Annotated in this window: 27 protein-coding genes; 9 read left to right on the top strand and 18 right to left on the bottom strand. The window is 71.5% G+C overall.

What is annotated here, in order from left to right; all coding sequences use genetic code 11:
• From MKK69_RS14055 to MKK69_RS14045, 3 genes are all read left to right on the top strand, one after another.
• Positions 1-222: response regulator transcription factor (locus MKK69_RS14055; protein ID WP_243968634.1), on the top strand; the 222-nt coding region annotated here is incomplete at its 5' end.
• A 113-nt stretch (positions 223-335) separates the two neighbouring features.
• Positions 336-548, top strand: coding sequence for a hypothetical protein (locus tag MKK69_RS14050; protein ID WP_409564812.1), 213 nt, complete (start codon positions 336-338; stop codon positions 546-548).
• A gap of 33 nt (positions 549-581) precedes the next feature.
• Positions 582-971, top strand: coding sequence for a DUF6894 family protein (locus tag MKK69_RS14045; protein ID WP_243968632.1), 390 nt, complete (start codon positions 582-584; stop codon positions 969-971).
• Between the two features lie 138 nt (positions 972-1,109).
• On the opposite strand, the gene MKK69_RS14040 is transcribed toward MKK69_RS14045, so the two are convergent.
• Positions 1,110-1,547, bottom strand: a complete 438-nt coding sequence (locus tag MKK69_RS14040) for a DUF488 family protein (RefSeq protein WP_243968631.1) — start codon at positions 1,545-1,547, stop codon at positions 1,110-1,112.
• 256 nt (positions 1,548-1,803) lie between these two features.
• Here MKK69_RS14040 and MKK69_RS14035 point away from each other — a divergent pair, with 256 nt between their 5' ends.
• Positions 1,804-2,634: a glycoside hydrolase family 25 protein gene (locus tag MKK69_RS14035; RefSeq protein WP_243968629.1), complete on the top strand. Its 831-nt coding sequence runs from the start codon at positions 1,804-1,806 to the stop codon at positions 2,632-2,634.
• An 89-nt stretch (positions 2,635-2,723) separates the two neighbouring features.
• On the opposite strand, the gene MKK69_RS14030 is transcribed toward MKK69_RS14035, so the two are convergent.
• The 4 genes from MKK69_RS14030 to MKK69_RS14015 are packed head-to-tail and all read right to left on the bottom strand — an operon-like array spanning position 2,724 to position 5,993.
• Positions 2,724-3,500 (bottom strand): ABC transporter ATP-binding protein, encoded by a 777-nt coding sequence (locus tag MKK69_RS14030; RefSeq protein ID WP_243968627.1) that lies wholly within the window; start codon positions 3,498-3,500, stop codon positions 2,724-2,726.
• Complete coding sequence (locus MKK69_RS14025) at positions 3,497-4,549, bottom strand: FecCD family ABC transporter permease (protein WP_243968625.1); 1,053 nt, start codon at positions 4,547-4,549, stop codon at positions 3,497-3,499. The genes MKK69_RS14030 and MKK69_RS14025 overlap by 4 nt, the downstream gene beginning before the upstream one ends.
• Positions 4,546-5,610: an iron ABC transporter substrate-binding protein gene (locus tag MKK69_RS14020; protein ID WP_243968623.1), complete on the bottom strand. Its 1,065-nt coding sequence runs from the start codon at positions 5,608-5,610 to the stop codon at positions 4,546-4,548. The genes MKK69_RS14025 and MKK69_RS14020 overlap by 4 nt, the downstream gene beginning before the upstream one ends.
• Positions 5,610-5,993, bottom strand: coding sequence for a VOC family protein (locus tag MKK69_RS14015; RefSeq protein WP_243968622.1), 384 nt, complete (start codon positions 5,991-5,993; stop codon positions 5,610-5,612). The genes MKK69_RS14020 and MKK69_RS14015 overlap by 1 nt, the downstream gene beginning before the upstream one ends.
• Positions 5,994-6,211: 218 nt before the next feature.
• Here MKK69_RS14015 and MKK69_RS14010 point away from each other — a divergent pair, with 218 nt between their 5' ends.
• Positions 6,212-7,138 (top strand): DnaJ C-terminal domain-containing protein, encoded by a 927-nt coding sequence (locus tag MKK69_RS14010; protein ID WP_243968620.1) that lies wholly within the window; start codon positions 6,212-6,214, stop codon positions 7,136-7,138.
• A 94-nt stretch (positions 7,139-7,232) separates the two neighbouring features.
• Positions 7,233-8,057, top strand: coding sequence for an enoyl-ACP reductase FabI (gene fabI / locus MKK69_RS14005; protein WP_243968618.1), 825 nt, complete (start codon positions 7,233-7,235; stop codon positions 8,055-8,057).
• 88 nt (positions 8,058-8,145) lie between these two features.
• Here fabI and MKK69_RS14000 read toward each other — a convergent pair whose 3' ends face one another.
• The 5 genes from MKK69_RS14000 to cysK all read right to left on the bottom strand — a co-directional run bounded on the left by MKK69_RS14000 (position 8,146) and on the right by cysK (position 10,912).
• Positions 8,146-8,304 carry a hypothetical protein gene (locus MKK69_RS14000; protein ID WP_243968616.1) on the bottom strand — a complete coding sequence of 53 codons (159 nt, stop codon included), beginning with the start codon at positions 8,302-8,304 and terminating at the stop codon, positions 8,146-8,148.
• Positions 8,297-8,602, bottom strand: a complete 306-nt coding sequence (locus MKK69_RS13995) for a hypothetical protein (RefSeq protein WP_243968614.1) — start codon at positions 8,600-8,602, stop codon at positions 8,297-8,299. Before MKK69_RS13995 ends, MKK69_RS14000 begins: the two co-directional genes overlap by 8 nt.
• Positions 8,602-8,928 carry a hypothetical protein gene (locus tag MKK69_RS13990; RefSeq protein ID WP_243968612.1) on the bottom strand — a complete coding sequence of 109 codons (327 nt, stop codon included), beginning with the start codon at positions 8,926-8,928 and terminating at the stop codon, positions 8,602-8,604. The genes MKK69_RS13995 and MKK69_RS13990 overlap by 1 nt, the downstream gene beginning before the upstream one ends.
• A gap of 127 nt (positions 8,929-9,055) precedes the next feature.
• On the bottom strand, positions 9,056-9,511 hold the full coding sequence (locus MKK69_RS13985; protein ID WP_243968611.1) for a hypothetical protein: 456 nt from the start codon (positions 9,509-9,511) through the stop codon (positions 9,056-9,058).
• A gap of 426 nt (positions 9,512-9,937) precedes the next feature.
• Positions 9,938-10,912, bottom strand: coding sequence for a cysteine synthase A (gene cysK, locus MKK69_RS13980; protein ID WP_243968608.1), 975 nt, complete (start codon positions 10,910-10,912; stop codon positions 9,938-9,940).
• A 323-nt stretch (positions 10,913-11,235) separates the two neighbouring features.
• Between cysK and MKK69_RS13975 the strand changes: the two genes are divergently transcribed.
• Positions 11,236-12,147, top strand: a complete 912-nt coding sequence (locus MKK69_RS13975; protein WP_243968606.1) for a TAXI family TRAP transporter solute-binding subunit — start codon at positions 11,236-11,238, stop codon at positions 12,145-12,147.
• Between the two features lie 12 nt (positions 12,148-12,159).
• Here the strand turns inward: MKK69_RS13975 and MKK69_RS13970 are convergent, their stop codons facing one another.
• Positions 12,160-12,699, bottom strand: coding sequence for a GcrA family cell cycle regulator (locus tag MKK69_RS13970; RefSeq protein ID WP_243968638.1), 540 nt, complete (start codon positions 12,697-12,699; stop codon positions 12,160-12,162).
• Between the two features lie 449 nt (positions 12,700-13,148).
• On the opposite strand from MKK69_RS13970, the gene MKK69_RS13965 reads away from it, so the two are divergent.
• A complete protein-coding gene (locus MKK69_RS13965) occupies positions 13,149-14,336 on the top strand; it encodes a patatin-like phospholipase family protein (RefSeq protein ID WP_243968604.1) in 1,188 nt (395 codons plus the stop codon).
• Positions 14,337-14,450: 114 nt separating this feature from the next.
• Here MKK69_RS13965 and MKK69_RS13960 read toward each other — a convergent pair whose 3' ends face one another.
• From MKK69_RS13960 to MKK69_RS13950, 3 genes are all read right to left on the bottom strand, one after another.
• Positions 14,451-14,579, bottom strand: a complete 129-nt coding sequence (locus MKK69_RS13960; RefSeq protein ID WP_243968602.1) for a TFIIS helical bundle-like domain containing protein — start codon at positions 14,577-14,579, stop codon at positions 14,451-14,453.
• An 87-nt stretch (positions 14,580-14,666) separates the two neighbouring features.
• A complete protein-coding gene (pyk, locus tag MKK69_RS13955; protein ID WP_243968600.1) occupies positions 14,667-16,079 on the bottom strand; it encodes a pyruvate kinase in 1,413 nt (470 codons plus the stop codon).
• Positions 16,080-16,174: 95 nt separating this feature from the next.
• On the bottom strand, positions 16,175-16,669 hold the full coding sequence (locus MKK69_RS13950; protein ID WP_243968598.1) for an SRPBCC family protein: 495 nt from the start codon (positions 16,667-16,669) through the stop codon (positions 16,175-16,177).
• Between the two features lie 257 nt (positions 16,670-16,926).
• Between MKK69_RS13950 and MKK69_RS13945 the strand changes: the two genes are divergently transcribed.
• Entirely contained in the window at positions 16,927-18,141 is a 1,215-nt protein-coding gene (locus MKK69_RS13945; protein ID WP_243968636.1) for a lytic murein transglycosylase, read from the top strand.
• Between the two features lie 7 nt (positions 18,142-18,148).
• Here MKK69_RS13945 and MKK69_RS13940 read toward each other — a convergent pair whose 3' ends face one another.
• From MKK69_RS13940 to MKK69_RS13925, 4 genes are all read right to left on the bottom strand, one after another.
• The gene (locus MKK69_RS13940) at positions 18,149-18,937 is read right to left on the bottom strand and encodes an aldolase (protein WP_243968596.1); all 789 of its coding nucleotides are present in this window, start codon (positions 18,935-18,937) and stop codon (positions 18,149-18,151) included.
• A 99-nt stretch (positions 18,938-19,036) separates the two neighbouring features.
• Complete coding sequence (locus tag MKK69_RS13935) at positions 19,037-20,053, bottom strand: biotin-dependent carboxyltransferase family protein (protein WP_243968594.1); 1,017 nt, start codon at positions 20,051-20,053, stop codon at positions 19,037-19,039.
• Positions 20,053-20,787 carry a 5-oxoprolinase subunit B family protein gene (locus MKK69_RS13930; RefSeq protein ID WP_243968593.1) on the bottom strand — a complete coding sequence of 245 codons (735 nt, stop codon included), beginning with the start codon at positions 20,785-20,787 and terminating at the stop codon, positions 20,053-20,055. The genes MKK69_RS13935 and MKK69_RS13930 overlap by 1 nt, the downstream gene beginning before the upstream one ends.
• A complete protein-coding gene (locus MKK69_RS13925) occupies positions 20,784-21,545 on the bottom strand; it encodes a 5-oxoprolinase subunit PxpA (protein WP_243968591.1) in 762 nt (253 codons plus the stop codon). Before MKK69_RS13925 ends, MKK69_RS13930 begins: the two co-directional genes overlap by 4 nt.
• Between the last annotated feature and the right edge of the window lie 25 nt (positions 21,546-21,570).

The raw sequence follows: 21,570 nt of genomic DNA, 5'->3' as shown, positions 1-21,570 counted from the left end.
GCGGCGGGGGTCGAGCGGCTGCGGGCGCGCCTGCCCGTCACGGGCCGGGAGGCGGAGGTCCTCCTCTGGCTCTCGCGCGGCAAGTCGAGCCGCGACATCGGTGAGATCCTCGGATTGAGCCATCGGACCGTCACCAAGCATCTCGAAGGCATCTACGCCAAGCTCGGCGTGGAGAACCGCACCGCGGCCTCGATCATCGCGGCGCGCCATCTTCAGGATTGAGTCGGCGCCGCACGCCCCATCTTGTCCACAGGCGTCGCGGCCCGGCGCAACGCCTTGGTAAGCGCCCGCGCGCCACGGTCCAGGCTCAGATCGACAAGCCGAGCCCGGACGCGATGATGACCTGCCAGCAACTCGCCGAGGAACTGAAGCGGATCGCCACCACGCAGGTCAGCGACATCACCCGCGCGGTCAAAGAAGGTCAGAAGTCGATCGCCCTGAACGAGGTGCGCGATATGGCGCGGCGCCTCGAACTCCTGGCCGACGCCTTCGACCCGCGGCCGGCGACCGAGGATGCTGAGCCGGCCGACGGTGCGCAGGCGGCCTGAGGCACGTATTCGGCCCTCCCGAGGAGCCTCCCCATGATCCACGCCCATTTCCTCGTCCGCTTCGGCGGCGCGTCGCTGCCCGCTTCGGCGGCACAATGGGTTGCCGACGCCGACGCCGCCCGGGCGACCGCGCGCACGATCGTGCAGGGCCTGATGCGCCAGCACGGCGGCGACCCGCGGTTGCTCGACGCGACCATGGTGATCACCGACGAGACCGGCGCGACGCAGCTGGAAATCCCGTTCCTCGACGCGCTCTACATGCCCGTCGAACCGGTGGCCGACCTGGACCGGCGGACGCGGCGCATCGCCCCGCCCTCGCGACTCGCCGCCACCCTGCACCCGCTTCGGAAGCTCGCCGGCGCGATCGGTGCACGCATGCAGCCTGTGCACGGATCCCCGACGGATTCGCGCTTTTCCGCGTGACGAGCCGGCGCCGCGCGTCTCCCCTGCAGAGGGGGGAGAGAAGTGCGCGGCACGCTGGGGGCGCCTTGTCTCCTGAAAGATATCACGGAGAGGCGACCCGGCCCCGGTTTGCGTGACCCGCGTGACCCGGAACGCCCCTCAAAGATCCCTGACCGTGAAGCCCCGCTCGGCCAGGCGCTCCGTCAGGACGCGCCGGTGGCAAAAGGCCGGATCGCGCTCGAAGCAGAGCAGGCAGAGCGGAGCGGCCTCGGCCAGGGCGGCGAGGTCGTCGAGACTCGCCTGTCCGGCGGCCGTGTCGAGCACTTCCTCGCAGTAGATCCGGCGCATCAGCGCCGAGTCCCCCGCCCGGGCCGCCAGGCGGCCGGATTTCGGGGTTCCGAGGCTGCGCAGATGCGTGTAGCCGAGCCCGGAATCCCGCAGGGCTGACCCGAGGGCGCCCTTCGAGAAGCCGCGCTTGCGCGAATTCGCCACCGCCCGGACATCCGCCAGGACGGCGACACCGGCGGCGCTCAGGATTCCGGGGACGTGCTCCGAATCGAGCCCTTCGTACCCTATGGTAAAGATTTGCTTGTTCACGGCGGCGTGACCGAACTCGTGTGTCAGGCCCGGCACTTAGCCGGGTGTCACCCTGTGCAACACCCTAGGATGTCCTGCGTATGTCGCGGCGTTGCAACGCATCTCGGAATTCCGCCGCAATGATCGCAAAGGTCCGTTAACCGCGCCGGGGCCATCGAATACGCCTGTCTGAGGCGCATCTTCGGTGGCGGGCTAAACACTGATGTCGCGGATCGACCAGTTTTCGCACACGTCCTCCCCCTGCCGGATTCCGGGCATGAGCCATCGGCTGAGGGCGGCTCGCCGGCTCGCCGGACGGTTCGCGGCGGCGGTGATTCTCGCCGGCCTCGCGGCCTGTGCGTCGAATCGCGATTTCTACCCGACCAAGGGCGACGCGAAGCCCCATCCGGGCGTGGCCAAGGCGAAGCTCCACCCGATCCAGGGCATCGACATCTCGAAGTGGCAGGGCAACGTCGATTGGGCCTCGGTCCGGGCCTCCGGCACGCAGTTCGCCTTCATCAAGGCGACCGAAGGCGGCGACCACGTCGACGAGCGCTTCCGCACCAACTGGGACGGGGCGGCCCGGGCCGGCGTCCCGCGGGGGGCCTACCACTTCGTGTTCTGGTGCCGCTCCGCGAAGGAGCAGATGGAGTGGTTCCGGAAGAACGTGCCGAACGACCCGGCCGCCCTCCCGCCCGTGCTCGACGTCGAGTGGAACGGCCACTCGCAGACCTGCCCCAAGAAGCTGCCCCGGGCGCAGGCCCTGGCGATGGTCACCGAGATGCTGGAGGAGATGGAGCGCTACACCGGCAAGCGGCCGATCATCTACACCGACATCACCTTCCACAAGGACGTGCTGGAGGGCGAGCTGCCGGATTACCCGCATTGGCTGCGCTCCACCGCGGCGGAGCCGGAGGAGCGCTTCGTCAATCGCAAGTGGATGCTCTGGCAATTCACCTCCACGGGCCGCGTGCCGGGGGTGCAGGGCGACGTCGACCGGAATGCCTTCTACGGCACGCCGTCGGACTGGGCCTCGTTCCTCTCGACCGATTGCGATCCCCGGGAGCACAAGCGGTTGTCCGAGCAGGGACTTTGCACGGACAAATAGGTGTGCTTCCGGCGAACGAGCCTGGGTTCGTTCCGGCGGCGGTATCCCGGGATATGAATGCGGCACCCCGCGGCGGCGCGGGATAGCGGTCAGTCGATGACCGGCGCGCAGACCGGCGCCGCGATGCCGGGCACCGTCGCCATCACCACGTCGATCCCGTAGATCCGGCGCAGCAGCGCCGGGGTGACCGTCTCGGCGGAGGGTCCGCAGGCGGCGACCCCACCGTCGTGCAGGGCGATGACGCGGTCGGCGCAGAGCAGGGCGTGGCCGGGATCGTGGGTCGAGAACAGCACGGCGATGCCGGCCCGGGCCAGGCGGCGGACCTGGCCGAGGACCCGGGCCTGGTTGCCGAAATCGAGGCTCGCGGTGGGTTCGTCCATGATCAGGAGCCGCGGCGCCCCGCTGAGCGCCCGGGCGATCAGGGCGAGCTGCCGCTCACCACCGCTGATCTCGGTATAGACCGTCCCGGCCAGGTGCCCAATTCCGAGGGTGGCGAGCGCCCGCTCGGCGGCCGCCTCGTCGGATGGGCCGGGCGTGGCGAACGGCGCGAGCCGGCTCGCCCGCCCCATCACCACCATCTCGCGGACCGTGTACGGGAAGTAGGCCGCGTGCGCCTGCGGCACGGCGGCAACCGCCCGGGCGGTCTCGGTCCGCGACAGCCGGGCCAGGTCCGAACCGTCGAGCCGGATCCGCCCCGCCCGGGCCGGGATCAGGCCCAGCACGGTCTTGAGCAGGGTCGTCTTGCCGCCGCCATTGGGCCCGAGCAGGCACATCACCTCGCCCGCCGCGATGCCGAACGAGACCCCCGCTCCGACGGTCCGGTCGCCGTAGCCGAAGGCGAGTTTCTCGACCTGCAGCAGCGTCATCCGATCCGGCCGCGTCCGGCCGCCAGCAGCCACAGGAAGAAGGGGGCGCCAACCAAGGCCGTGAGGATCCCGAGGGGTACCTCGATCGTCCCGACGGTGCGGGCGATCAGGTCGACGGCGAGGAGGTAGCCGGCCCCGAGCGCCAGGGAGGCCGGCAGCAGCCGGCGGTAGTCCGGCCCGACGAGCAGGCGGGCGATGTGGGGCACGATCAGCCCGATCCAGCCGATCACCCCGGTCATCGAGACCGCCGCCGCGGTGATCAGGGTCGCCCCGGCGATCAGGATGGGGCGCAGGACCCGCGTCTCCACGCCGAGGGCCCGGGCCTCCTCGTTCCCGAGGCTCATCAGGTTCATCCGCCAGCGCAGCAGCACCAGGGGCGCGAGGCCGACCAGCATCATCGGCAGCACCGCGCCGGCATCGCCCAGAGTCACCGACGTGAGGCTGCCGAGGAGCCAGAAGGTGATCGCCGGCAGCTGGTTATAGGGATCGGCGAGCACCTTCAGGAGCGAGATGCCCGCGCCGAGCACCGCGCCCACCGCCACGCCCGCCAGCACCAGCGTCAGGACCGGATCGTTGCGGCGGACCGCGAGCCCGACGCCGTACACCGCCGCGACGGCCGCGAGTCCGCCCAGGAAGGCGAGCGCCTGGATCGGCGCGACCGGAAGGCCGAGATAGATCCCCAGCACCGCCCCGAGCCCGGCTCCGGCCGAGACGCCGAGGATGTCCGGCGAGACGAGTGGATTGCGGAACAGCCCCTGATAGGTCGCCCCCGCCGCCGAGAGGGCGCCGCCGACCACCAGGGCGGCCACGACCCGGGGCAGGCGCACCTGCATCACCACTGTCTCCACCGCCGCCGGCGCCCGGGCCGGCAGGCCGAGCAGCCGGTGGCCGAGCACGTTGGCCAGATCCGTCAGGGTGACCGGATACTTGCCGACCGCCAGCGCGAGCACGGACAGCGCCAGGAGGGCGGCCCCGGCCAGGAGCGCCGCCGGGACCCTGACGCTCCGGTGCGCCCTTACCGGAGCCGAGGCGGAGGGGGATCGGCTCACGGCGTTGCACCCGCTGGCGTCGGATCGAGCAGTGCGGCCGCCTGCGCGGCGTCGAGGTCGACGTGATAGAAGCGGCGGTAGAAGTCGCGCACGACCTCCGCCATCGGCTGCGGGAACAGGTCCGGGTGGAGCAGCCCCGCCAGCCAGCGCAGGCCGATCAGCCGGTTGACGCCCGGCGGCGCGTCGAACCACGGAAACGGCTGTTGCGGCGCCAGGTAGATCCGGCCCTCTCGCACCGCCCGCAGGTCCCGCCAGAGCGGATCCGTCCGCACACCGGTCGCGAAACCCGGATCGAGGGTGACGATCACGTCGGGATCCCAGGCCAGGACCTGCTCCAGGGAGACCGCGCCGAGGCGCCCGTCGCCGCCCTGCGCGACGTTCCGGCCGCCGGCCGCCTCCACGAGTTCGGTGTTGATCGAGCCGGAGAACCCGGTCTCCAGTCCGCGCGGCCCCCGAGCGTAGTAGACGCGCGGCCGCCGATCCTCCGGGATGGATCCGACCGCCTTCGCCACCGCGCCGGTCAGGTCCTCTGCGTAGGCCGCGAGGGCGTCCGCCTCGGCCTGCCGGCCCAGGGCCGCCCCGAGCTGCCGGTAGGATTCGGGGATCTTGGCGAAGCTGCCGTCGAGCAGGATGTAGGGGATGCCGGTCTGAGCCTGGACCCGGTCGGCCAGCGACGCATAGGTCGGTCCGAGGCCGCCCGAATCGACGATCAGGTCGGGCTTGGCGGCGAGCACGCTCTCGACGTTGGCGGTGCCGCCGCGCCCGGTCAGGCGGCCATAGGCCGGGAGCGCTCGGGTGCGGGGCTCGAGATAGGGCAGCGCCTCGGGCCGGGGCACGCTGACCCAGCCGACCATCCGGTCCGGCGCCAGGGTGTAGAGCAGCACCGAGGCCGGGGGGCCGGCGGCCAGGACCCGCTCGATCCGTTCGGGTAACTCGACGGTCCGGCCGGCCGCGTCAGTGAAGGGGCGGGCTGCGGCTGCGCCGGCCAGGACCAGGAACTGGGCCAGAAGCAGCGCAAGCGCGCCGGCGCGGGATCCGCCGGGTCCGAACAGGGCCCCCATCAGACGGATCCGCGCTCCAGGATCTCGATCAGCGCCCCGTCCGGCCCCTCCACGAAGGCGATCCGCAGCCCCGGCCCGCGTTCGGTGATGCCGGTGCGGACCGGGACGCCGCGGGCCGTGAGATCGGCCATGGCCGCTTCGATATCGGCGACCCGCAGCCCGATATGCTCGATGCCGAGGCACGGGGTGGATGCGGCCGGCGCCGTCTCCGCGGGCGCCTGCTCGATGAACACGGTCAGCCCGCCGAGATCCAGGACCACCCGCTGCACGGGGTCGGCGCCGACGCGCTTCACCTCCCGGGCCCCGAAGGTCTCGACATAGAACCGCGCAGCCTGCACGGCGTCGCGGCTGCGCAGATGGACGTGGTCGCAGGCGTATTGCATCGGACCTCCGGTTCCTCGCGATTCGGCGTCGGCGCAGCTCCAGTCACGCTGCGCGGGCCTGTGCCGAAGCGAAGTTATGTCCCCCGATACTCCGGGACGAGGGGGACCGCTTGACGCCGGCCGCGAACCCGCAGACTTTCGCCCCCAGGACCGTTGCAGGTATGCAACAGCCTTCCCACATCCGGGTGGAAACCCCACACCGCACAGCCAAGAGTTCCATGCGCAATCCCTACGACGTGCTGGGCGTGGCCAAGGGGGCGAGCGAGGCCGACATCAAGAAGGCCTATCGCAAGCTCGCCAAGGACTTCCACCCCGATCGCAACGCGAACGACGTGAAGGCCAAGGACCGGTTCGCCGAGGCCAATTCCGCCTACGAGATCCTGGGCGACGCCGAGAAGCGCAAGCAGTTCGACCGCGGCGAGATCGACGCCGACGGCAAGCCCCGCGCGACCGGCTTCGAGGGATTCGGCGGCGGACGGGCCGGTGGATTCGACTTCGAGAACATGGCCCGCAGCCGGCAGGGCGGCATGGGCGCCGGCATGGCCGGCGGGATGGGCGAGGACATCTTCTCGCACATCTTCGGCGAGGCGTTCCGCGCTGGCGGAGCCGGCCCCGGCGCCCAGCGCCAGGCCGCCAAGGGCGAGGACATCGCCGCCGAGCTGTCCGTGACCCTGGAGCAGGTCGTCAGCGAGGAGAAGCTGCGCCTGTACCTGCCGACCGGGCGGGAGGTGGACGTGGTCATCCCGCGCGGGGTGATCGACGGCCAAGCCATCCGCCTCCGCGGGCTCGGCCAGAGCGCCGGTCCGCGCGGCGAGCCCGGCGACGCGCTGCTAACCATCCGGATCCGGCCGCACCCGAATTTCACCGTCGACGGCCCGGATCTGCGGACCACGGTCGATGTCCCCCTCGAGGATGCCGTGCTCGGTGGCACGATCCGCGTGCCGACGCTGACCGGACCGGTGGAGATGAAGATCCCCGCGATGACGAGTTCGGGCCGCACCTTCCGCCTGCGCGGCAAGGGTCTGCCGAAGAAGGACGGGAGCCCCGGCGACCTGTTCGCCACAACCGCCATCGTCCTGCCGGCGGGCGAGGACGCGGCGCTCATGGACTTCGCCCGCGCCCGCCGCGGCGCCAAGGCGGCCTGAACGCGCGGGGGCGCCCCGGACTTCCGTCGCCGGGCCGCCTCCGCTAAGGAGACGCCCCGGCGCCGCGAGGTGTCGCGAGGCTTCGGGATCGATCATGGCGGAACACGGGCAGGGGCTTCTGGCGGGCAAGCGGGGCATCGTCCTGGGTGTCGCCAACAACCGCTCGATCGCCTGGGGCATCGCCCGCAGCGCCCGCGCCCACGGGGCGGAACTCGCCTTCACCTATCAGGGCGATGCCCTGCGCAAGCGGGTCGAGCCGCTGGCGAGGGAAGTCGACGCCCACGTCATCGGCCATTGCGACGTGACCGAAGCGGCCACGATCGACGCGGTGTTCGCGGAGGCGGCCCGGGTCTTCTCCGACGGGATCGACTTCGTCGTCCACTGCGTCGCCTTCTCCGACAAGGACGAGCTGACCGGCCGCTACATCGAGACCTCGGAGGAGAACTTCACCAAGTCGCTCTTGGTCTCGTGCTACTCGTTCACGGCGGTGGCCCAGCGCGCCGAGAAGATCATGCGCCCCGGCGGCTCGCTCGTGACGCTGACCTATTACGGCGCCGAGAAATGGATGCCGCACTACAACGTCATGGGCGTCGCCAAGGCGGCGCTCGAGGCCTCTGTGCGTTACCTCGCGGCCGATCTCGGCCCGAAGAACATCCGGGTCAACGCGATCTCCGCTGGCCCGATCAAGACGCTGGCCGCCTCGGGGATCGGCGACTTCCGCTACATCCTGAAGTGGAACGAGTACAACGCACCCCTGCGCCGGACCGTGACCATCGGCGAAGTCGGCGAGACGGCGGCGTATCTCGTCTCCGACATGGCCGCCGGCATGACCGGCGAGATCCTTCACGTGGATGCCGGCTACCATGTCGTCGGCATGAAGAATCCGGACGCGCCGGACCTGACGCTCGACAAGGACTGACCCGTCTCCGCGGCAGGCCCGTAGCAAAACGGATTACGAACGACCCACCGCGTAAGCCACGTACGAGGTCCCAAAAAATTCGGGCTGGTCAGCTGCCGCCGGGATCCGTCTCGTCATGCTGGGTCTTGCCGCCCTGGGGCCCGAGCCCCGGTTTACCGTCAGTTTTCTCGTTCGGGTCCCTGACGGCATCGGGCGCGACGTTCTTCGGCTTGTCCGGCTTCGCGTCGGTCTCCTTGCGGTCAGTCATCCCGGGTCTCCCGCTCCGCGCGGGACAGGCCGCCCGCAATGCTGTCGTCAGTCGCCGCCGCGGCCTTCCGGTCGGACTGTCCGCCGGACGAACCGCCGATCGCCGGCGGTGCCCGTCCCGAGTCACCGGTGCTGCCCCAGCCGTCCTTCGGTTCCGTTCGGGGTGCGGCGCCCATATCGGTGATGGCTGCCTGCTCGGCGGTCTGATGACCGCCCCCGGCAGCGGGTCCCCCGGGGGACCCGACCGCGTCTTCGGGCTTGCGGGTCGCCGTCCCGGAGTCGCGCGTCGGCCGGATCATCAGCGTTTTCCGTCGTCCTGGCCGACCGCCGCGGTCGCCCGGTCGATCGCCTCGCTCAGATCCGCGCCGGTCCCGGTCTTGCCGTTGAGGGCGTCGAGGTTCTCGCGCGGCGTCTCCGCCTCGGTCGCATCCGTGGCATCGGAGCCGGGCGTGCCCGAGGCGATCCGCGCTGCCTCTGCGTCCCCGGCCGGATCGCGCTTCAGATCGGCCTGGGTCCGGGCCGCCAGCCCGACGTCGAGGGGCGAGTCCTGGCCGAGATCCTGACCGTTCCGGTCGGCCTGGGCGCTGAAGGTCTTCAGCGACGGTCGATCTGTTTGCTGGCTCATGGCTCACCTCTTCCGTGTCTGCGCAGGACAACGGAGGCGGGACGGGAGGGTTGCGCCGGGGACGATCGGTCGCCCTGGGAGCATTGCCCCGAGAGGAGGCTGCTGGTTCCCGGAGGAAGACGCGGCGTCAGCGTCCCACGATGCGTGGCAGGAGTGCCTGGGCCAGCCGCTGCACCGCATCCTCCGCCGCCCCGCGGCTCATCGCCTTGGCTTCGATCGTCAGAAGATCGCCGTCGCGCAGGATGACGGCGGTCGAGCCCGCGCCGCCGGTGAAGGCGTACAGGCTGATCCAGCCGATTGCCGGTCCGGCGGGCAGGCTGGTGAGCCGGCAATCGGGGTTCTGCTTGAGGCAGAGGGTCTCCAGCGCAGCGAGGGTGGTCTTGCCGGACCGGATCCGGTCCTCGGTGCCGTCGGTCAGGCGCCCGAGCTGCAACGCGACCGTGGGGGCGCCCTGACAGGCCTGACAGGTGAGAATGAGCTGACCCGGCTGGGCCTGCGCGGTGGCACCGTCGCCGAGGATCGTCCGGGCCGGCTCCGCGAGGGATGTCAGGTCATGGATCGCGAAACCCTGCGCCAGCGCCATTTGGGACTACAGGCTGCACAGGATCGCGAAAAGGCAGCGCATGCGAATCTCCGACCGGTCGCCCGATCGGCGGTAGCGGAACGATCAACGAAGATCCAGACGGGTCCCGCGCGGGCCGCGGCACTGAGAATCTATGATCGTTTGCGCGATCGATACGCGCATGCGGCAATCAAGAGTGCTGAATAAATCCAGACGACTTGCAGACAACGCTCACTCAAACCTTTGAACTGGAGTGTTCGGAGCGACATAGCCTCTCAGAATGACGATGTCGCCGAACACCCTTCGGCCTGTGCCACCCGCCGTGGCGACCGACTCGGCCCCGGCCGGCCATGCCCGAACCCTATGGACCGCGTCCCGCCGAGGGAGGCCCCGCACCGTTCGACGCGGCGCGGGGCACGCGGCCGCCGCGTCCGCGGCGCAGCCCGCTCAGCCGATCCCGTCGAACAGCGCCGACGAGATGTAGCGCTCGGCGAAGGAGCAGGCGATGGTCACGATGCGCTTGCCCTGGAACTCGGGCCGTTTGGCCAGCTCCAGCGCGGCCGCGACGTTGCCGCCGGTTGAGATGCCCCCCGGGATGCCCTCCAGCCGGGCCAGCGCCCGGGCGGTCTCGAAGGCAGTCTGATTGGAGACCTTCAGCACGCCGTCGAGGATGGCGGTGTGGAGGTTGTCGGGGATGAAGCCGGCGCCGATCCCCTGGATCTTGTGCGGGCCGGGCTGGCCGCCGGAGATCACCGGGGATTCCTCCGGCTCCACGGCAAAGACCTTCATGTGGGGAAGGCGGGGCTTCAGCACCTCGCCGACACCGGTGATGGTGCCACCCGTGCCCACGCCGGCCACGAACGCGTCGAGCTGGCCGCCGGTGTCGCTCCAGATTTCCTCGGCGGTGGTCTTCCGGTGGATCTCGGGGTTGGCGGGGTTGGAGAATTGCTGCGGCATCACCGAGCCGGGAATCTCCTTCAGCAGCTCCTCGGCCTTGGCGATCGCGCCCTTCATGCCCTGCGCGCCGGGGGTCAGCGCCAGCTCCGCGCCCAGGAAGGCGAGCATCTTGCGCCGCTCCAGCGACATGGTCTCGGGCATGACCAGGATCAGCCGGTAGCCCCGCGCCGCGGCCGTGAAGGCCAAGGCGATGCCGGTGTTGCCGGAGGTCGGCTCGACCAGCGTGCCGCCGGGCTGCAGCTTGCCGGAGGCCTCCAGCGCGTCGATCATGTTGACGCCGATACGATCCTTGACGCTGGCGATCGGGTTGAAGAACTCGAGCTTCAGCAGGATCTCGGCATCGACGCCGTGCTCCTTCGGAAGGCGGTTCAGGCGGACCAGGGGCGTGTTGCCGATCGTTTCGGTGATCGAGCCGTAGACACGGCCGTGGCCGACCTTCGCCGGTGCGTGGAGGGAATCGGCCATCGCGGAACTCCTGCTCGTCGTGGGATCGGACAGATGTGTGTCCGGACCGACCAGACCAAGGCTTCCTGGGTTGGGGAGGCCGGGCTCGGACGCGGACGGGAGGCTGCGATATCGCGTTGCCGCCACCGGAGCAATCGGGCTAAGTGCCGTTGCTGAAAGTTCTTTCCGCTCCCGACGATGTGTCCGGCCGTTGGTGGAACGGCTTTGCTATTGGCCGCGTGATCGATGGAAACTTATTCTCCTCCTCTGCGCCGGCCGGGCGCCCACGCATGACGGGACCGCCGATGCCGACACGCCGTACGCACACCGCCGGAGCAGGGCCGTTGACGCGCCGGACGGCGATCCTTGCGGCGCTCGGCCTCCTCGCGGCGCGGCCGGCCCAGGCCGCTGACGCCGTCCACGTCGTCCTGGCCACGGCGACGCCGGGCGGCGGCTTCCCGGCCTTCGGAGCGGCCTTCGCGGCGGCGATCCGGCAGGCCGATCCGGACGTCACGATCGAGACCCGCGCCAGCGCCGGCTCGGCCGAGAATCTCGGCCTCCTGCGGTCCGGCTCCGTCGATCTCGGCTTGGTTCAAGGAGAGTACGCCTACCCGGCCTTCGCCGACCCCGGCGGGGTCACCGTGCTGGCCCCGATGTACCCGACACCCGGCCTGTTCGTGGTCCCGGCGGGCAGCCCGATCCGGTCGGTGGCGGATCTGCGTGGACGCGCGGTGGCGCTGGGCACGCACCAGTCCGGCCTCACCGTGATGGGGCGCACCGTGCTCGCCGCTTCGGGGCTCGATCCCGAGCGCGACATTCGCCCGATCCTGCTCGACCGGGCGGGTGATGGGCCGACCCTGGTGCGCGAAGGCCGTGCCGACGCGCTCTGGGGCGGCGGTCTCGACTGGCCGGGCTTCGCAGCGCTCGCCCGCGCGCCGGGCGGAGCCCGGTTCTTCGGTCCGTCCGAGACCGGGATCGCGCGCCTCGCGCAGCCCGGCGCCGCGATGAAGCGGCTGACCGTGCCGACCGGCAGCTTTCCGGGGCAGGCAGACCCGATCGAGACGGTGGGCTCCTGGAGCTTCGTCCTGGCGCGCCCAGGCTTCGACGGCCATCCGGCTGACCGGATCGTCCGCGCGCTCGCCCGCGACGCCGCAGCGCCGACCCACCCGAGGAACCTCATCGGGCTGGTGCCGCCGGAGCGCATCAACGCCGCCACCGTACGCTACCTGCGCGCGACAGACGCGAGCCGCCCCTGACCCTGTCCCCGATCAGCGGAACGAGGCGACCCGGCGATCCCGCTTCCGCTCGGCCGCGGGCTGGTAGGCGATCTCGGCGTGGTGGGTGCAGTAGGGGAGGCCGGTGATCGCGCGGCCGCCGCAGAACCGGAATTCCGGTGTGGTCGGGTCGCCGAGCGGCCAGCGGCACATGGATTCGCGCAGGTCCATGATCGTGACCCGCTGGGAGGTGGCCAGAGGGACCGGTGCTGTCGCCGGCGCGGGGGCCGGGAATTCGGGCGCCGGGCGGTGCGACAGGATCGCCACCGGCTCGGGGGCCTGCGTCTCGACCACCGCGATGGCGGTCTCGATCTCCACGGTCTTCGCCGACGGCACCACGACGGCGGCGGCAGGCAGTTCCTCGCCGCCCCTCGGGCGTCCGGCCAGACCGAGGCGATGGACCTTGCCGATCACCGCGTTGCGGGTCACGCCACCGAGCTGCGCCGCGATCTTGCTCGCGCTCTGCCCTTCCTCCCACAGCCGGCGCAGGAGCGCCACGCGATCATCCGTCCAGCCTACGACGCCCGCTTCCATCATCCCCTCCGCCCCCTGCGGCTTGCGCTGCGCCATGGTCTGCGATGCGCATCCCGGGTCAATGGACCCGCCATTCGGCCGGCCACGCCGCCGTGCGGACCGCGCACCCGCGCGACAGGCTCCGCACCGCAGTGCGACACCCTGTCTCGTCAAGCCGCGGGGAACCCTAGCGCGCGGCTCGCGAGCGTTGCAAGGGCGCCGGGCAGTCCGGGGCGCCTCCTGTCCACCGCCAAAGGTTTGACGGCGTCCGGCGCGGCGGCCCGATCGCGCCACCGCGTGGGTGATGCGCCCGCATCGGTTGTGCGAACCCGCGATCCCGTATGATCGTGACCCCCGCGCAACAGCGCCATGTTATCGCGCCCATTGGCCGGCTAAGACGGAACCTCCGCTGCGGCCAAGCTCGTTCCGTATGGCACAGTGGCCGGGTTTCACGGATCGGGGTGACGAGGATGGGTTTCCGTCGGACAAGCCTGCACGCGCTGGTGGCGCTCGGGCTGGCGGGCCAGGTCACGGCCTGCGGCAGTCTTCCGCGCACGCCGTACACCGCCGAGCAGGCGTCGCTCGCGGGCATTCCCGGCATTCCGGGCGCCCGCGTTTTCGCCGACGCCTCGGTGGAGACGATCGCGGAACTCGCCGCCAACCCGCACAGTCGGGCCAAGGGATTCACCTACCTGGCACTCTCGGGCGGCGGCGGCGACGGGGCCTACGGCGCCGGTGTGCTCAACGGCTGGACGGCTTCGGGCCAGCGACCGGAATTCACCCTGGTGTCGGGTGTCTCGACCGGTGCTCTGATCGCGCCCTTCGCCTTCCTGGGTCCGGCCTACGACGCCTACCTGACCGAATTCTACACCAGCGGCGTCGCCGGTGATCTGGTGGCGTCGCCCAACCTCGCGAACGTGCTGTTCGGCTCGGGCCTGTTCGGCGACGGGCGCCTGCGCAACCTGATCGACCGCTACGTCACGCCGGACCTGATCCGCGCGGTGGCCGAGGAGCACGCCAAGGGCCGGCGCCTGCTGGTGGTGACCACGAACCTGGATTCCCAGCGCGCGGTGATCTGGAACATGGGCGCCATCGCGGCGAGCGGGGTGCCGAACGCCCGGGAGCTGTTCCGCGACGTCCTGGCCGCCTCGGCCAGCATCCCGGCGGTGTTCCCGCCGCAGCTGATCGACGTCTCGGCGGGCGATACGCGCTTCCAGGAGATGCATGTCGACGGTTCGGTGGTGACGCCGGTCTTCACGTTGCCGCAGACGCTGCTGCTGCGCGACGGCCGGATCCGGACCGGCGGCAAGGCCGAGATCTTCGTGGTGATCAACGGCCGCCTGGAACCCGATTTCGAGGTCACAAAGGACAACACCCTCTCGATCGTCGGGCGCTCCTTCACCACGGCGAGCCGAGCCCGCTCGCGGGCCACGCTGACGGCGACCTACGCGCTCGCGCGGAACAACGGCATCGGCTTCAACCTGACCTACATCGACGAGGACGGCCCGAAGGTTCCCCCCTCGAAGGGTTTCGACACCGCCTACATGCGCGCCCTCTATGAGGAGGGCATGGCGAAGGGTCGGACCGGCACGTTCTGGCAACACACGGTGCCGGCGGCGCCGACCGTCAAGGAGACGGCCGCCGCGATCGCGAACTAACTGTGAGGCCGCGCGCCTGACGGCGCGCGGCCAGCGCGTTCGAGCCGTACGCGCCCGCGTTGCGATCGGGAACGGCTTGAAGGTTCTGCTGTGACGCGCTCGGCGCCGAGCGCCCTATCGGCCCAGGATCTTCGTGACCAGGCGGCCGATCGGCGTCGCGGTGCTGGCGTTCCGGTCGTCGCGATCGACGGGGCGGTTCTCGTTGCCGAGGATCTTTGAAACGATGCGTCCGATGAGGTTCATGGGTCGGCCCTCCGTTGGCGCGCCATAACGGCGCAGCTTTCGATTCAACGGGCGAGTGGCGGGGCGCGTTCCACCCGGGCCTCCGCCTCAGACTTGCAGCAGGCGAATGTTGTTGGTGTTGCCGGCCGTGTGGAACGGGATGCCGGCGGTGACCACGATGATGTCGTTCGGCTTGGCGAAGCCCTCGTCCTGCGCGTGCTGCCGGGCCTTCGCGGTCATCTCCTCATAGGAGTCGACATCCTCGGTCAGGACGCTGTGCGCGCCCCAGAGGAGGCTCAGCCGCCGCGACGTCGCGAGGTTCGGCGTCAGCGCCAGGATCGCGGCGGCCGGGCGCTTGCGCGCCACCCGGGCGGCCGTGGTCCCGCTGGCCGTGTAGGCCACGATGGCGGCGGCGTGCACGGCCTCGGCGAGGTCGGCCGTCGCGGTCGCCACGGCGTGGGGCGGTGTCTCCTCCTCGCCGGGCTCCGAGGCCGCCACGATCGAGTGGTAGAGCTTGTGCCCCTCCACGCTCCGGATGATCCGGTCCATCATCGCCACCGCCTCGACCGGGTAGCGGCCGGTGGCCGATTCCGCCGAGAGCATCACGGCGTCGGCTCCGTCGTAGATCGCGGTGGCGACGTCGGAGGCCTCGGCCCGGGTCGGTGCGGGGGCGTTGACCATGGAGTCGAGCATCTGGGTCGCCACGACCACGGGCTTCACCGCGAGCCGGCAGGCGCGGATCAGCTCCTTCTGCCGCCCGGGCACGTCCTCGTGCGGGATCTCCACGCCGAGGTCGCCGCGGGCCACCATGACGGCGTCGGAGAGGCGAATGATATCGTCGATCCGCTCCAGCGCCTGGGGCTTCTCGATCTTCGACATGATCCCGGCGCGGTCGCCGATGATCCCCCGCGCCTCAATCACGTCCGAGGGCTTCTGCACGAAGGACAGGGCCACCCAGTCGACGCCGAGTTCGAGCCCGAAGGCGAGGTCCGCCCTATCCTTCGCGGTGAGCGGCGACAGGTCCAGCAGCGTCCCCGGCAGGTTGACGCCCTTGCGATTCGAGATCGTCCCGCCGGTGACCACCTCGGCGGTGATGGCGGTCCGCTCCGGCCCGGTGACGCGCACCCGCACCCGCCCGTCGTCGATCAGCAGTTCCTGGCCGGGCACCACGGCGTCGAAGATCTCCGGGTGGTGCAGGGGAATCGCCTGCTTGTCACCGTCGGTGCCGTCGAGGACGAACCGGACGGTCTCGCCCGCCTCGAGATCCAGCCGGCCGTCGCGCAGCGTGCCGATCCGGATCTTGGGTCCCTGGAGATCCTGCAGGATGCCGATCGGCCGGCCGACCTCCTGCTCCAGGGCGCGGATCGCGGCGTGGACCCGTGCATGGTCCGCTTGGACGCCGTGACTGAAGTTCAGCCGGAACGTATCGACGCCGGCGAGGAACAGGGCATGGAGCCGGTCGGGCGCCGATGTCGCGGGGCCCACGGTGGCGACGATCTTGGCGTGGCGGTGACGACGCATGCGGGTCTCGGCCTCCTGAGACTGCCCCTGGGGATCGTGCCGGGCGGCTGGTTGCCGCCCGAAGAGCGTTTCGCACCCACGCGATTCGACAGAGCCTATCTGGACGCTTCCCGGGCGATCCCGGCAAGCCCGGACTCGAACACGCCCGCGATGTCGGCGACGGCCTCGGCATCGCTCATGCCCTCGGCGTCGAAGGTCGCGCTCCAGAGCACCGTCGATCCGGTGCCGTTCGGCCGGACCGTCAGCGTCGCGTTGTAGGCGCGCACCGGCAGGGGGCCCTGGACGAAGCCATAGCTGTAGCTCATGCCGACCTCGTCCCGCGCGGTCTCGACCTCCACGACGGTGCCGAGGCCGCCCTTCACCACCAGGCCGCGGATCTGCGCGCGGATGCCGTCATCCTCGTCGTCGCTCGACAGGATGCAGCGCTCCACCTGCGGGTGCCAGAGCTGGATGGCGCAGAAATCGCCGACCAGCGCCCAGACCGCGCCGGCCGGCGCGGGGATGTCGCGGCTGCGGGTCACCTCCAGGGCGCAGGCCGGTTCCGCGGCGAGCAGCGCCGTACCGAGGATCGCGAGGGCCGCACGCTTCACCGGGTCGGTCTCCCTCGGGCCATGTCGGGTGAACGTCGGATATCCGCGTTTGTTCGTCGGGCACCGCGCGGGCACGGCGGACGGGTCACACGACGTGGTGATATGGCCCCGATCGGCGTCCGATCGAGACCGGCCGCTTCCTGGAAGCCGCCCCTCCCTGCGGGTTATGCTGGTACGTCGAGGGATCTGGATCGCCGGAGATGCCCATGCCCGCTCACGATGCGCCGAAGCAGCCCGCGCGGATCGGCATTCTCGCCATGGCCTGCGCGCTGGCACCGACCCTGGCGGCCGCCGCACCTGACGCAGCCCCGCCCGCGCCGCAGGCCTTCGAGACCTGCCGCGCCGACCTGATCGCCTGGGCTACGGCGCGGGCCGTGCCGCAGAGCGTCGCGGATGCCCAGCTCGCCGGCCTGACGGCCGATCCGGACGTGCTCGCCGCCAGCGGGAGCCAGGGCGAGTTCGTGCGGCCGATCTGGGACTACATCGAGGCCAGCATCACCCCGTCCCGTATCGCAGCCGGCCAGCGCAAGCTCGCCGAGAATGCCGAGACCCTGTCGGCGATCGAGGCCCGGTACGGGATCGACCGTCACATCCTCGTGGCGTTCTGGGGCGTGGAGTCGAATTACGGCGCCGTCCTCGACAACCCCGCCATCGTGAAGCCGGTGGTGCGCTCCCTGGCGACCCTTGGCTGCGGCGACCCCGCCCGCGCTCCCTACTGGCGCGACGAGCTGGCGGCGGCCCTCCAGATCCTGGCGTGGAACCAGGCCCCGCTGGAGCGGATGCCCGGCGGGCTCACTGGTTCCTGGGCGGGCGCGATGGGCCACACCCAGTTCATGCCGAGCGTGTACCAGCGCTACGCGGTCGATTTCGACGGCGACGGGACACGCGATATCTGGACCTCGGTGCCGGACGCCCTGGCCTCCACGGCCAACTACCTGCGCGCCCAGGGCTGGAAGCCCGGCGAGGGCTGGGGCGCCGAGGCGGTCCTGCCGGAGAACTTCGACGCCGCGCTCGCCGACGAGACGACGCCCCGCAGCCTCGCCGCGTGGCGGGCGTTGGGCGTGTCACCCGTCCCCGGGCGTCCGGTCCCGGACGAGACCGCGGAGGCGACCTTGATCCTGCCCGCCGGGATCCGCGGCCCGGCCTTCCTGCTCCGGCCGAACTTCGCGGTGATCCTGCGCTACAACACGGCGCTCGCCTACGCGCTGACGGTGGCGCTCCTGTCGGACCGCCTGCGCGGGGATCCAGGTCTCGTCCGCGACTGGCCGCGGGGCGACCGGCCGCTCACCGCCGACGAGCGGCGCGATATCCAGTATCGGCTCACCGCGCGGGGCTTGCCCACCGGCGGTGTCGACGGCAAGATCGGCCCGAAGACCCGGGCGGCCCTGCGCGCCTTCCAGGGCGCGGTCGGGCTGCCCGCGGACGGCTATGCCGACGCGGCGCTGCTCGACAGGATCCGGGCGACGCCGTGAGCGCCGGTCACGCCAAAAAGGCCGGCTCGTCCCGGGCGAGCACGCGCTTGACGCTCTCCAGATGCATCCGCGCGCTCTCCGCACGGCCGGCCGCCTCCTGGGCCGCCACGTGCTTCACGATCGCTTCGGGCACGATTTTGAGGGTGCGCCCCGTGCTCAGGGCGAGCACCTGCGCCTGTGCGGCCCGCTCCAGGTAATACAGATCGTCCCAGGCCTCCGCGATGGTCTCGCCCAGGACCATCACGCCGTGATTCTTGAGGAACACCACGTCGGCATCGCCGGCGCTCGCTGCGATCCGCCGGCCCTCATCCGAATCCAGGGCCAGCCCGTTGTAATCCTCGTCCACCGCGATGCGGCCGTAGAATCGCAGGGCGGTCTGGCCGGCCCAGGCCAGGGGCTGGCCCTCCAGCATGGCGAGGGCGGTAGCGTAGGGCATGTGGGTGTGGAAGGCGGCCCGGGCGCGGGGCTTCAGCCGGTGCAACTCGGCATGGATGTGGAAGGCCGTGGCCTCCGGCTGGCCGTCGCCCTCAACGACGTTGCCGTGGAAGTCGCAGAGCAGGAGACTCGACGCGGTCACCTCCGCGAAGGCCAGACCGTAGGGATTGACCAGGAACAGGTCGGGCCGCTCGGGCAGCACCGCCGAGAAATGGTTGCAGATGCCCTCTTCCAGCCCGTGCCGGGCGGCCCAGCGCAGGCAGGCGGCGAGGTCGATCCGGGCGCGGCGGACGCTGTCGCCGTTGAGCGGTTCGTTGCTGCGCGCGGGCGGCGTGCCCGGGGCGGAGACGGCGTGCGCCATACGTAGGAGACTTTCCTGCTCGCGTTCGAAAAACTGCCGCCGGAGACCCGGTTCTCCGGGACCGCCAGCGGCGCGGCCCGGCCATAGCGTGTCGCCCGCTCAGGCGCGACCATCCGTGACCCCGCCGACGAGGTTGAGGCGCAGCAGGAAGTCGGAGGCGAAATCCGTGCGGACCACCGGTTCCCGCGCCGCCGGCTCCCGGAGATGGTCGCGCTCGGCCTTGCGCGCCGCCACCGCCTCCGCCACCGTGACGTCCCGGAACGCGAGGCGCGCCCCGCCGCGCGCCTGGGCGAGGCGGCCGAGATCGGGGCCGATCACGGTGGCGATCTTCGGGTATCCGCCGGTGGATTGGCGGTCGGCCATCAGCACGATCGGCAGGCCGTTGCCGGGGACCTGGATCGCGCCCATCGCCACGCCGTCGGAGACGATATCGTGGCCCTTGGCGTGCTTCACGGGCGTCCCGTCCAGGAAGCAGGCCATCCGGTCGCCCCGGGGCGAGACGGTCCAGGGCCCGGTCAGGAAGGCCGCGATCTGGTCGGGGGCAAAGTAGTCGTCCTGCGGACCCAGCACGACGCGGATCAGGCGCGCATCCCGCTCCAGCCAGGGCACGACGAGCCTGTGGGGCGTCGCCGCGCCCGGTCGGCCCTCGGCCACGGGCAGGCGGTCGCCGGCGGTGAGGCCGCGCCCGTCGAGGCCGCCGAGGGCCGAACGGGTGTGGGTCGCGGTGGATCCGAGGACCGGCGCCACGTCGAGCCGGCCACTCACCGCGAGGTAGCCCCAGGATCCGGCATCCCCCGCACGCACCGCCAGGGTCCGTCCCGGCTCCAGGGTCAGCGCGACGGCGCCGGGCAAAGCCGCCCCGTCCAGGGCGACCCGGAAGCCCGGCGCGACCAGGGCGAGGCCGACCGCGCCCTCCGCCGCCGTGACCGTGACCCCGCCGGTGGAGACCTCCACGGCGGTGGCGTCGAGGGGGTTGCCGGCCGCACGGTTGGCGGTGGCGTGCATCAGCGGGTCCATCGGCCCCGCCGCGGTGATGCCGTAGCGCAGGTAGCCGTGCCGGCCGCCATCCTGCAGCGTGATCCCGGGGCCGGAGGCCTCGACGACGAGCGCCGCCATCAGCGCGACTCCCAGCGGCGTACCACCGCCTCGCCCGCCGCCTCGCGGGCGCGCAGCGCGTCGAAGGTCGCGGCATCGACGGGTTCGAAGCGGATCAGGTCGCCCGCGCCGACGAAGAAGCTCGGGTCGCGCTCCGGCGCGTAGAGCCGGGCCGGGGTGGCGCCGATCACGTACCAGCCGGTCGGCATCGGCACGGTGGCGACCGCGGCGAGCCCGCCGCCGATCACCACGGCGTTTGCCGGGTGGGGCGGCCGCGGGCTCGCCCGCCGGGGCACCGCCAGAGCCTGCGGCAGGCCGCCGAGATACGCGAAGCCCGGGGCGAAGCCGTACATGTAGACCCGGTAGGTCGCCCCGGCATGGGTCGACACCACGGCATCGGGGGCGAGGCCGGTGCGCTCTGCGACCTCGGCGATGTCCTCGCCATGGGGGGCGTCGTAGCAGCAGGGCAGCGTCCACAGGGTCGTGGCGGCCGCCCGGGTGGCGGTGCCTGCCACGAGGGCCCGGACCCGGTCCGCGAGCGCTGCGCGGTCGAGTACCAGCGGATCGTAGTGGAGCATCAGGGAGCGGTAGGTCGGGACGCGTTCCCGCAGGCCCGCGGGCGGGTCGGCACCCAGGGCGTCGTCGAGCGCCAGGACCCGGTCGCTGATCGCGGGGTCGACGGTCGTGCCGAACTCGACCACCAGCGCCGCCTCGCCCGCGTCGAGGAGACGGGGCTCGCTGACGGCGTCGCTCACGGACGGAACGGCGCCAGCGTCACCCCGGCCGCCTCCAGCCGGTCCCGGACCGCCCGAGCGGTGGCGACCGCGTGCGCCGAGTCGCCGTGGACGCAGATCGAGCGGATCGGCGTCGGCAACGCCGCGCCGCTGGCCGTGAGGATCGCCCCGGCCTCGACCATCCGCAGGACCCGCTCGGCGGCCGCGCCGGAATCGGTGATCAGGGCGCCGGGCTGTCCTCGGGGGATCAGAAGGCCGGATTCCGTATAGCCACGATCGGCGAAGATCTCCTGATGCACCGCGAGCCCGAAATCCTCGGCCGCGGCAACCTGCGCGCTGAGCGCGATCGCGAGCATGGCGAGGTCCCGGTCCACCGCCCGCACCGCCCGGGCGATGGCGTCGGCCACCGGCCGTTCCTCGGCGGCGAGGTTGCCGAGCGCCCCGTGCGCCTTCACGTAGGTAATGCGATGGCCTGAATAGGCGGCCAGCGCCGCCGCGGCCCCGACCTGATAGGCCACCAGCCGCTCGATCTCGTCCGGGCTGAACGGCATCCGGCGGCGACCGAAGCCCCACAGATCGGGGAAACCCGGATGGGCGCCCACCGCGACACCCCGCGCCTGCGCCAGGGTGAAGGTCCGGGCCATGATCTCGGGATCGCCCGCGTGCAAGCCGCAGGCGACGTTGGCCGAGGTCACGATGTCCAGGATCGCCGCGTCGTCGCCGCAGGCATAGGCGCCGTAGCCCTCGCCGAGATCCGAGTTCAGGTCCACGCTCGTCAACGGATTCGCTCCTCTGCAACTCCGT

The organism is Methylobacterium sp. J-026, from assembly GCF_022829585.1.
Lineage (GTDB): Bacteria > Pseudomonadota > Alphaproteobacteria > Rhizobiales > Beijerinckiaceae > Methylobacterium.
Note: the sequence above shows the minus strand (reverse complement) of the source record. Positions and strands in the feature narration are given on the sequence as shown.

What these genes read in the sequence shown, in the direction of transcription:
- MKK69_RS13970 (WP_243968638.1), bottom strand. Translation starts at nt 12,699, where the DNA reads ATGGAAGCGGGCGTCGTAGGCTGGACGGATGATCGCGTGGCGCTCCTG.
- MKK69_RS14045 (WP_243968632.1), top strand. Translation starts at nt 582, where the DNA reads ATGATCCACGCCCATTTCCTCGTCCGCTTCGGCGGCGCGTCGCTGCCC.
- MKK69_RS13985 (WP_243968611.1), bottom strand. Translation starts at nt 9,511, where the DNA reads ATGGCGCTGGCGCAGGGTTTCGCGATCCATGACCTGACATCCCTCGCG.
- MKK69_RS14000 (WP_243968616.1), bottom strand. Translation starts at nt 8,304, where the DNA reads ATGACTGACCGCAAGGAGACCGACGCGAAGCCGGACAAGCCGAAGAAC.
- cysK (WP_243968608.1), bottom strand. Translation starts at nt 10,912, where the DNA reads ATGGCCGATTCCCTCCACGCACCGGCGAAGGTCGGCCACGGCCGTGTC.
- fabI (WP_243968618.1), top strand. Translation starts at nt 7,233, where the DNA reads ATGGCGGAACACGGGCAGGGGCTTCTGGCGGGCAAGCGGGGCATCGTC.
- MKK69_RS13960 (WP_243968602.1), bottom strand. Translation starts at nt 14,579, where the DNA reads ATGAACCTCATCGGACGCATCGTTTCAAAGATCCTCGGCAACGAGAAC.
- MKK69_RS14020 (WP_243968623.1), bottom strand. Translation starts at nt 5,610, where the DNA reads ATGGGGGCCCTGTTCGGACCCGGCGGATCCCGCGCCGGCGCGCTTGCG.
- MKK69_RS14035 (WP_243968629.1), top strand. Translation starts at nt 1,804, where the DNA reads ATGAGCCATCGGCTGAGGGCGGCTCGCCGGCTCGCCGGACGGTTCGCG.
- MKK69_RS13990 (WP_243968612.1), bottom strand. Translation starts at nt 8,928, where the DNA reads ATGAGCCAGCAAACAGATCGACCGTCGCTGAAGACCTTCAGCGCCCAG.
- MKK69_RS13995 (WP_243968614.1), bottom strand. Translation starts at nt 8,602, where the DNA reads ATGATCCGGCCGACGCGCGACTCCGGGACGGCGACCCGCAAGCCCGAA.
- MKK69_RS13940 (WP_243968596.1), bottom strand. Translation starts at nt 18,937, where the DNA reads ATGGCGCACGCCGTCTCCGCCCCGGGCACGCCGCCCGCGCGCAGCAAC.
- MKK69_RS14030 (WP_243968627.1), bottom strand. Translation starts at nt 3,500, where the DNA reads ATGACGCTGCTGCAGGTCGAGAAACTCGCCTTCGGCTACGGCGACCGG.
- MKK69_RS13945 (WP_243968636.1), top strand. Translation starts at nt 16,927, where the DNA reads ATGGCCTGCGCGCTGGCACCGACCCTGGCGGCCGCCGCACCTGACGCA.
- pyk (WP_243968600.1), bottom strand. Translation starts at nt 16,079, where the DNA reads ATGCGTCGTCACCGCCACGCCAAGATCGTCGCCACCGTGGGCCCCGCG.
- MKK69_RS14050 (WP_409564812.1), top strand. Translation starts at nt 336, where the DNA reads ATGATGACCTGCCAGCAACTCGCCGAGGAACTGAAGCGGATCGCCACC.
- MKK69_RS14010 (WP_243968620.1), top strand. Translation starts at nt 6,212, where the DNA reads ATGCGCAATCCCTACGACGTGCTGGGCGTGGCCAAGGGGGCGAGCGAG.
- MKK69_RS13935 (WP_243968594.1), bottom strand. Translation starts at nt 20,053, where the DNA reads ATGGCGGCGCTCGTCGTCGAGGCCTCCGGCCCCGGGATCACGCTGCAG.
- MKK69_RS14015 (WP_243968622.1), bottom strand. Translation starts at nt 5,993, where the DNA reads ATGCAATACGCCTGCGACCACGTCCATCTGCGCAGCCGCGACGCCGTG.
- MKK69_RS13965 (WP_243968604.1), top strand. Translation starts at nt 13,149, where the DNA reads ATGGGTTTCCGTCGGACAAGCCTGCACGCGCTGGTGGCGCTCGGGCTG.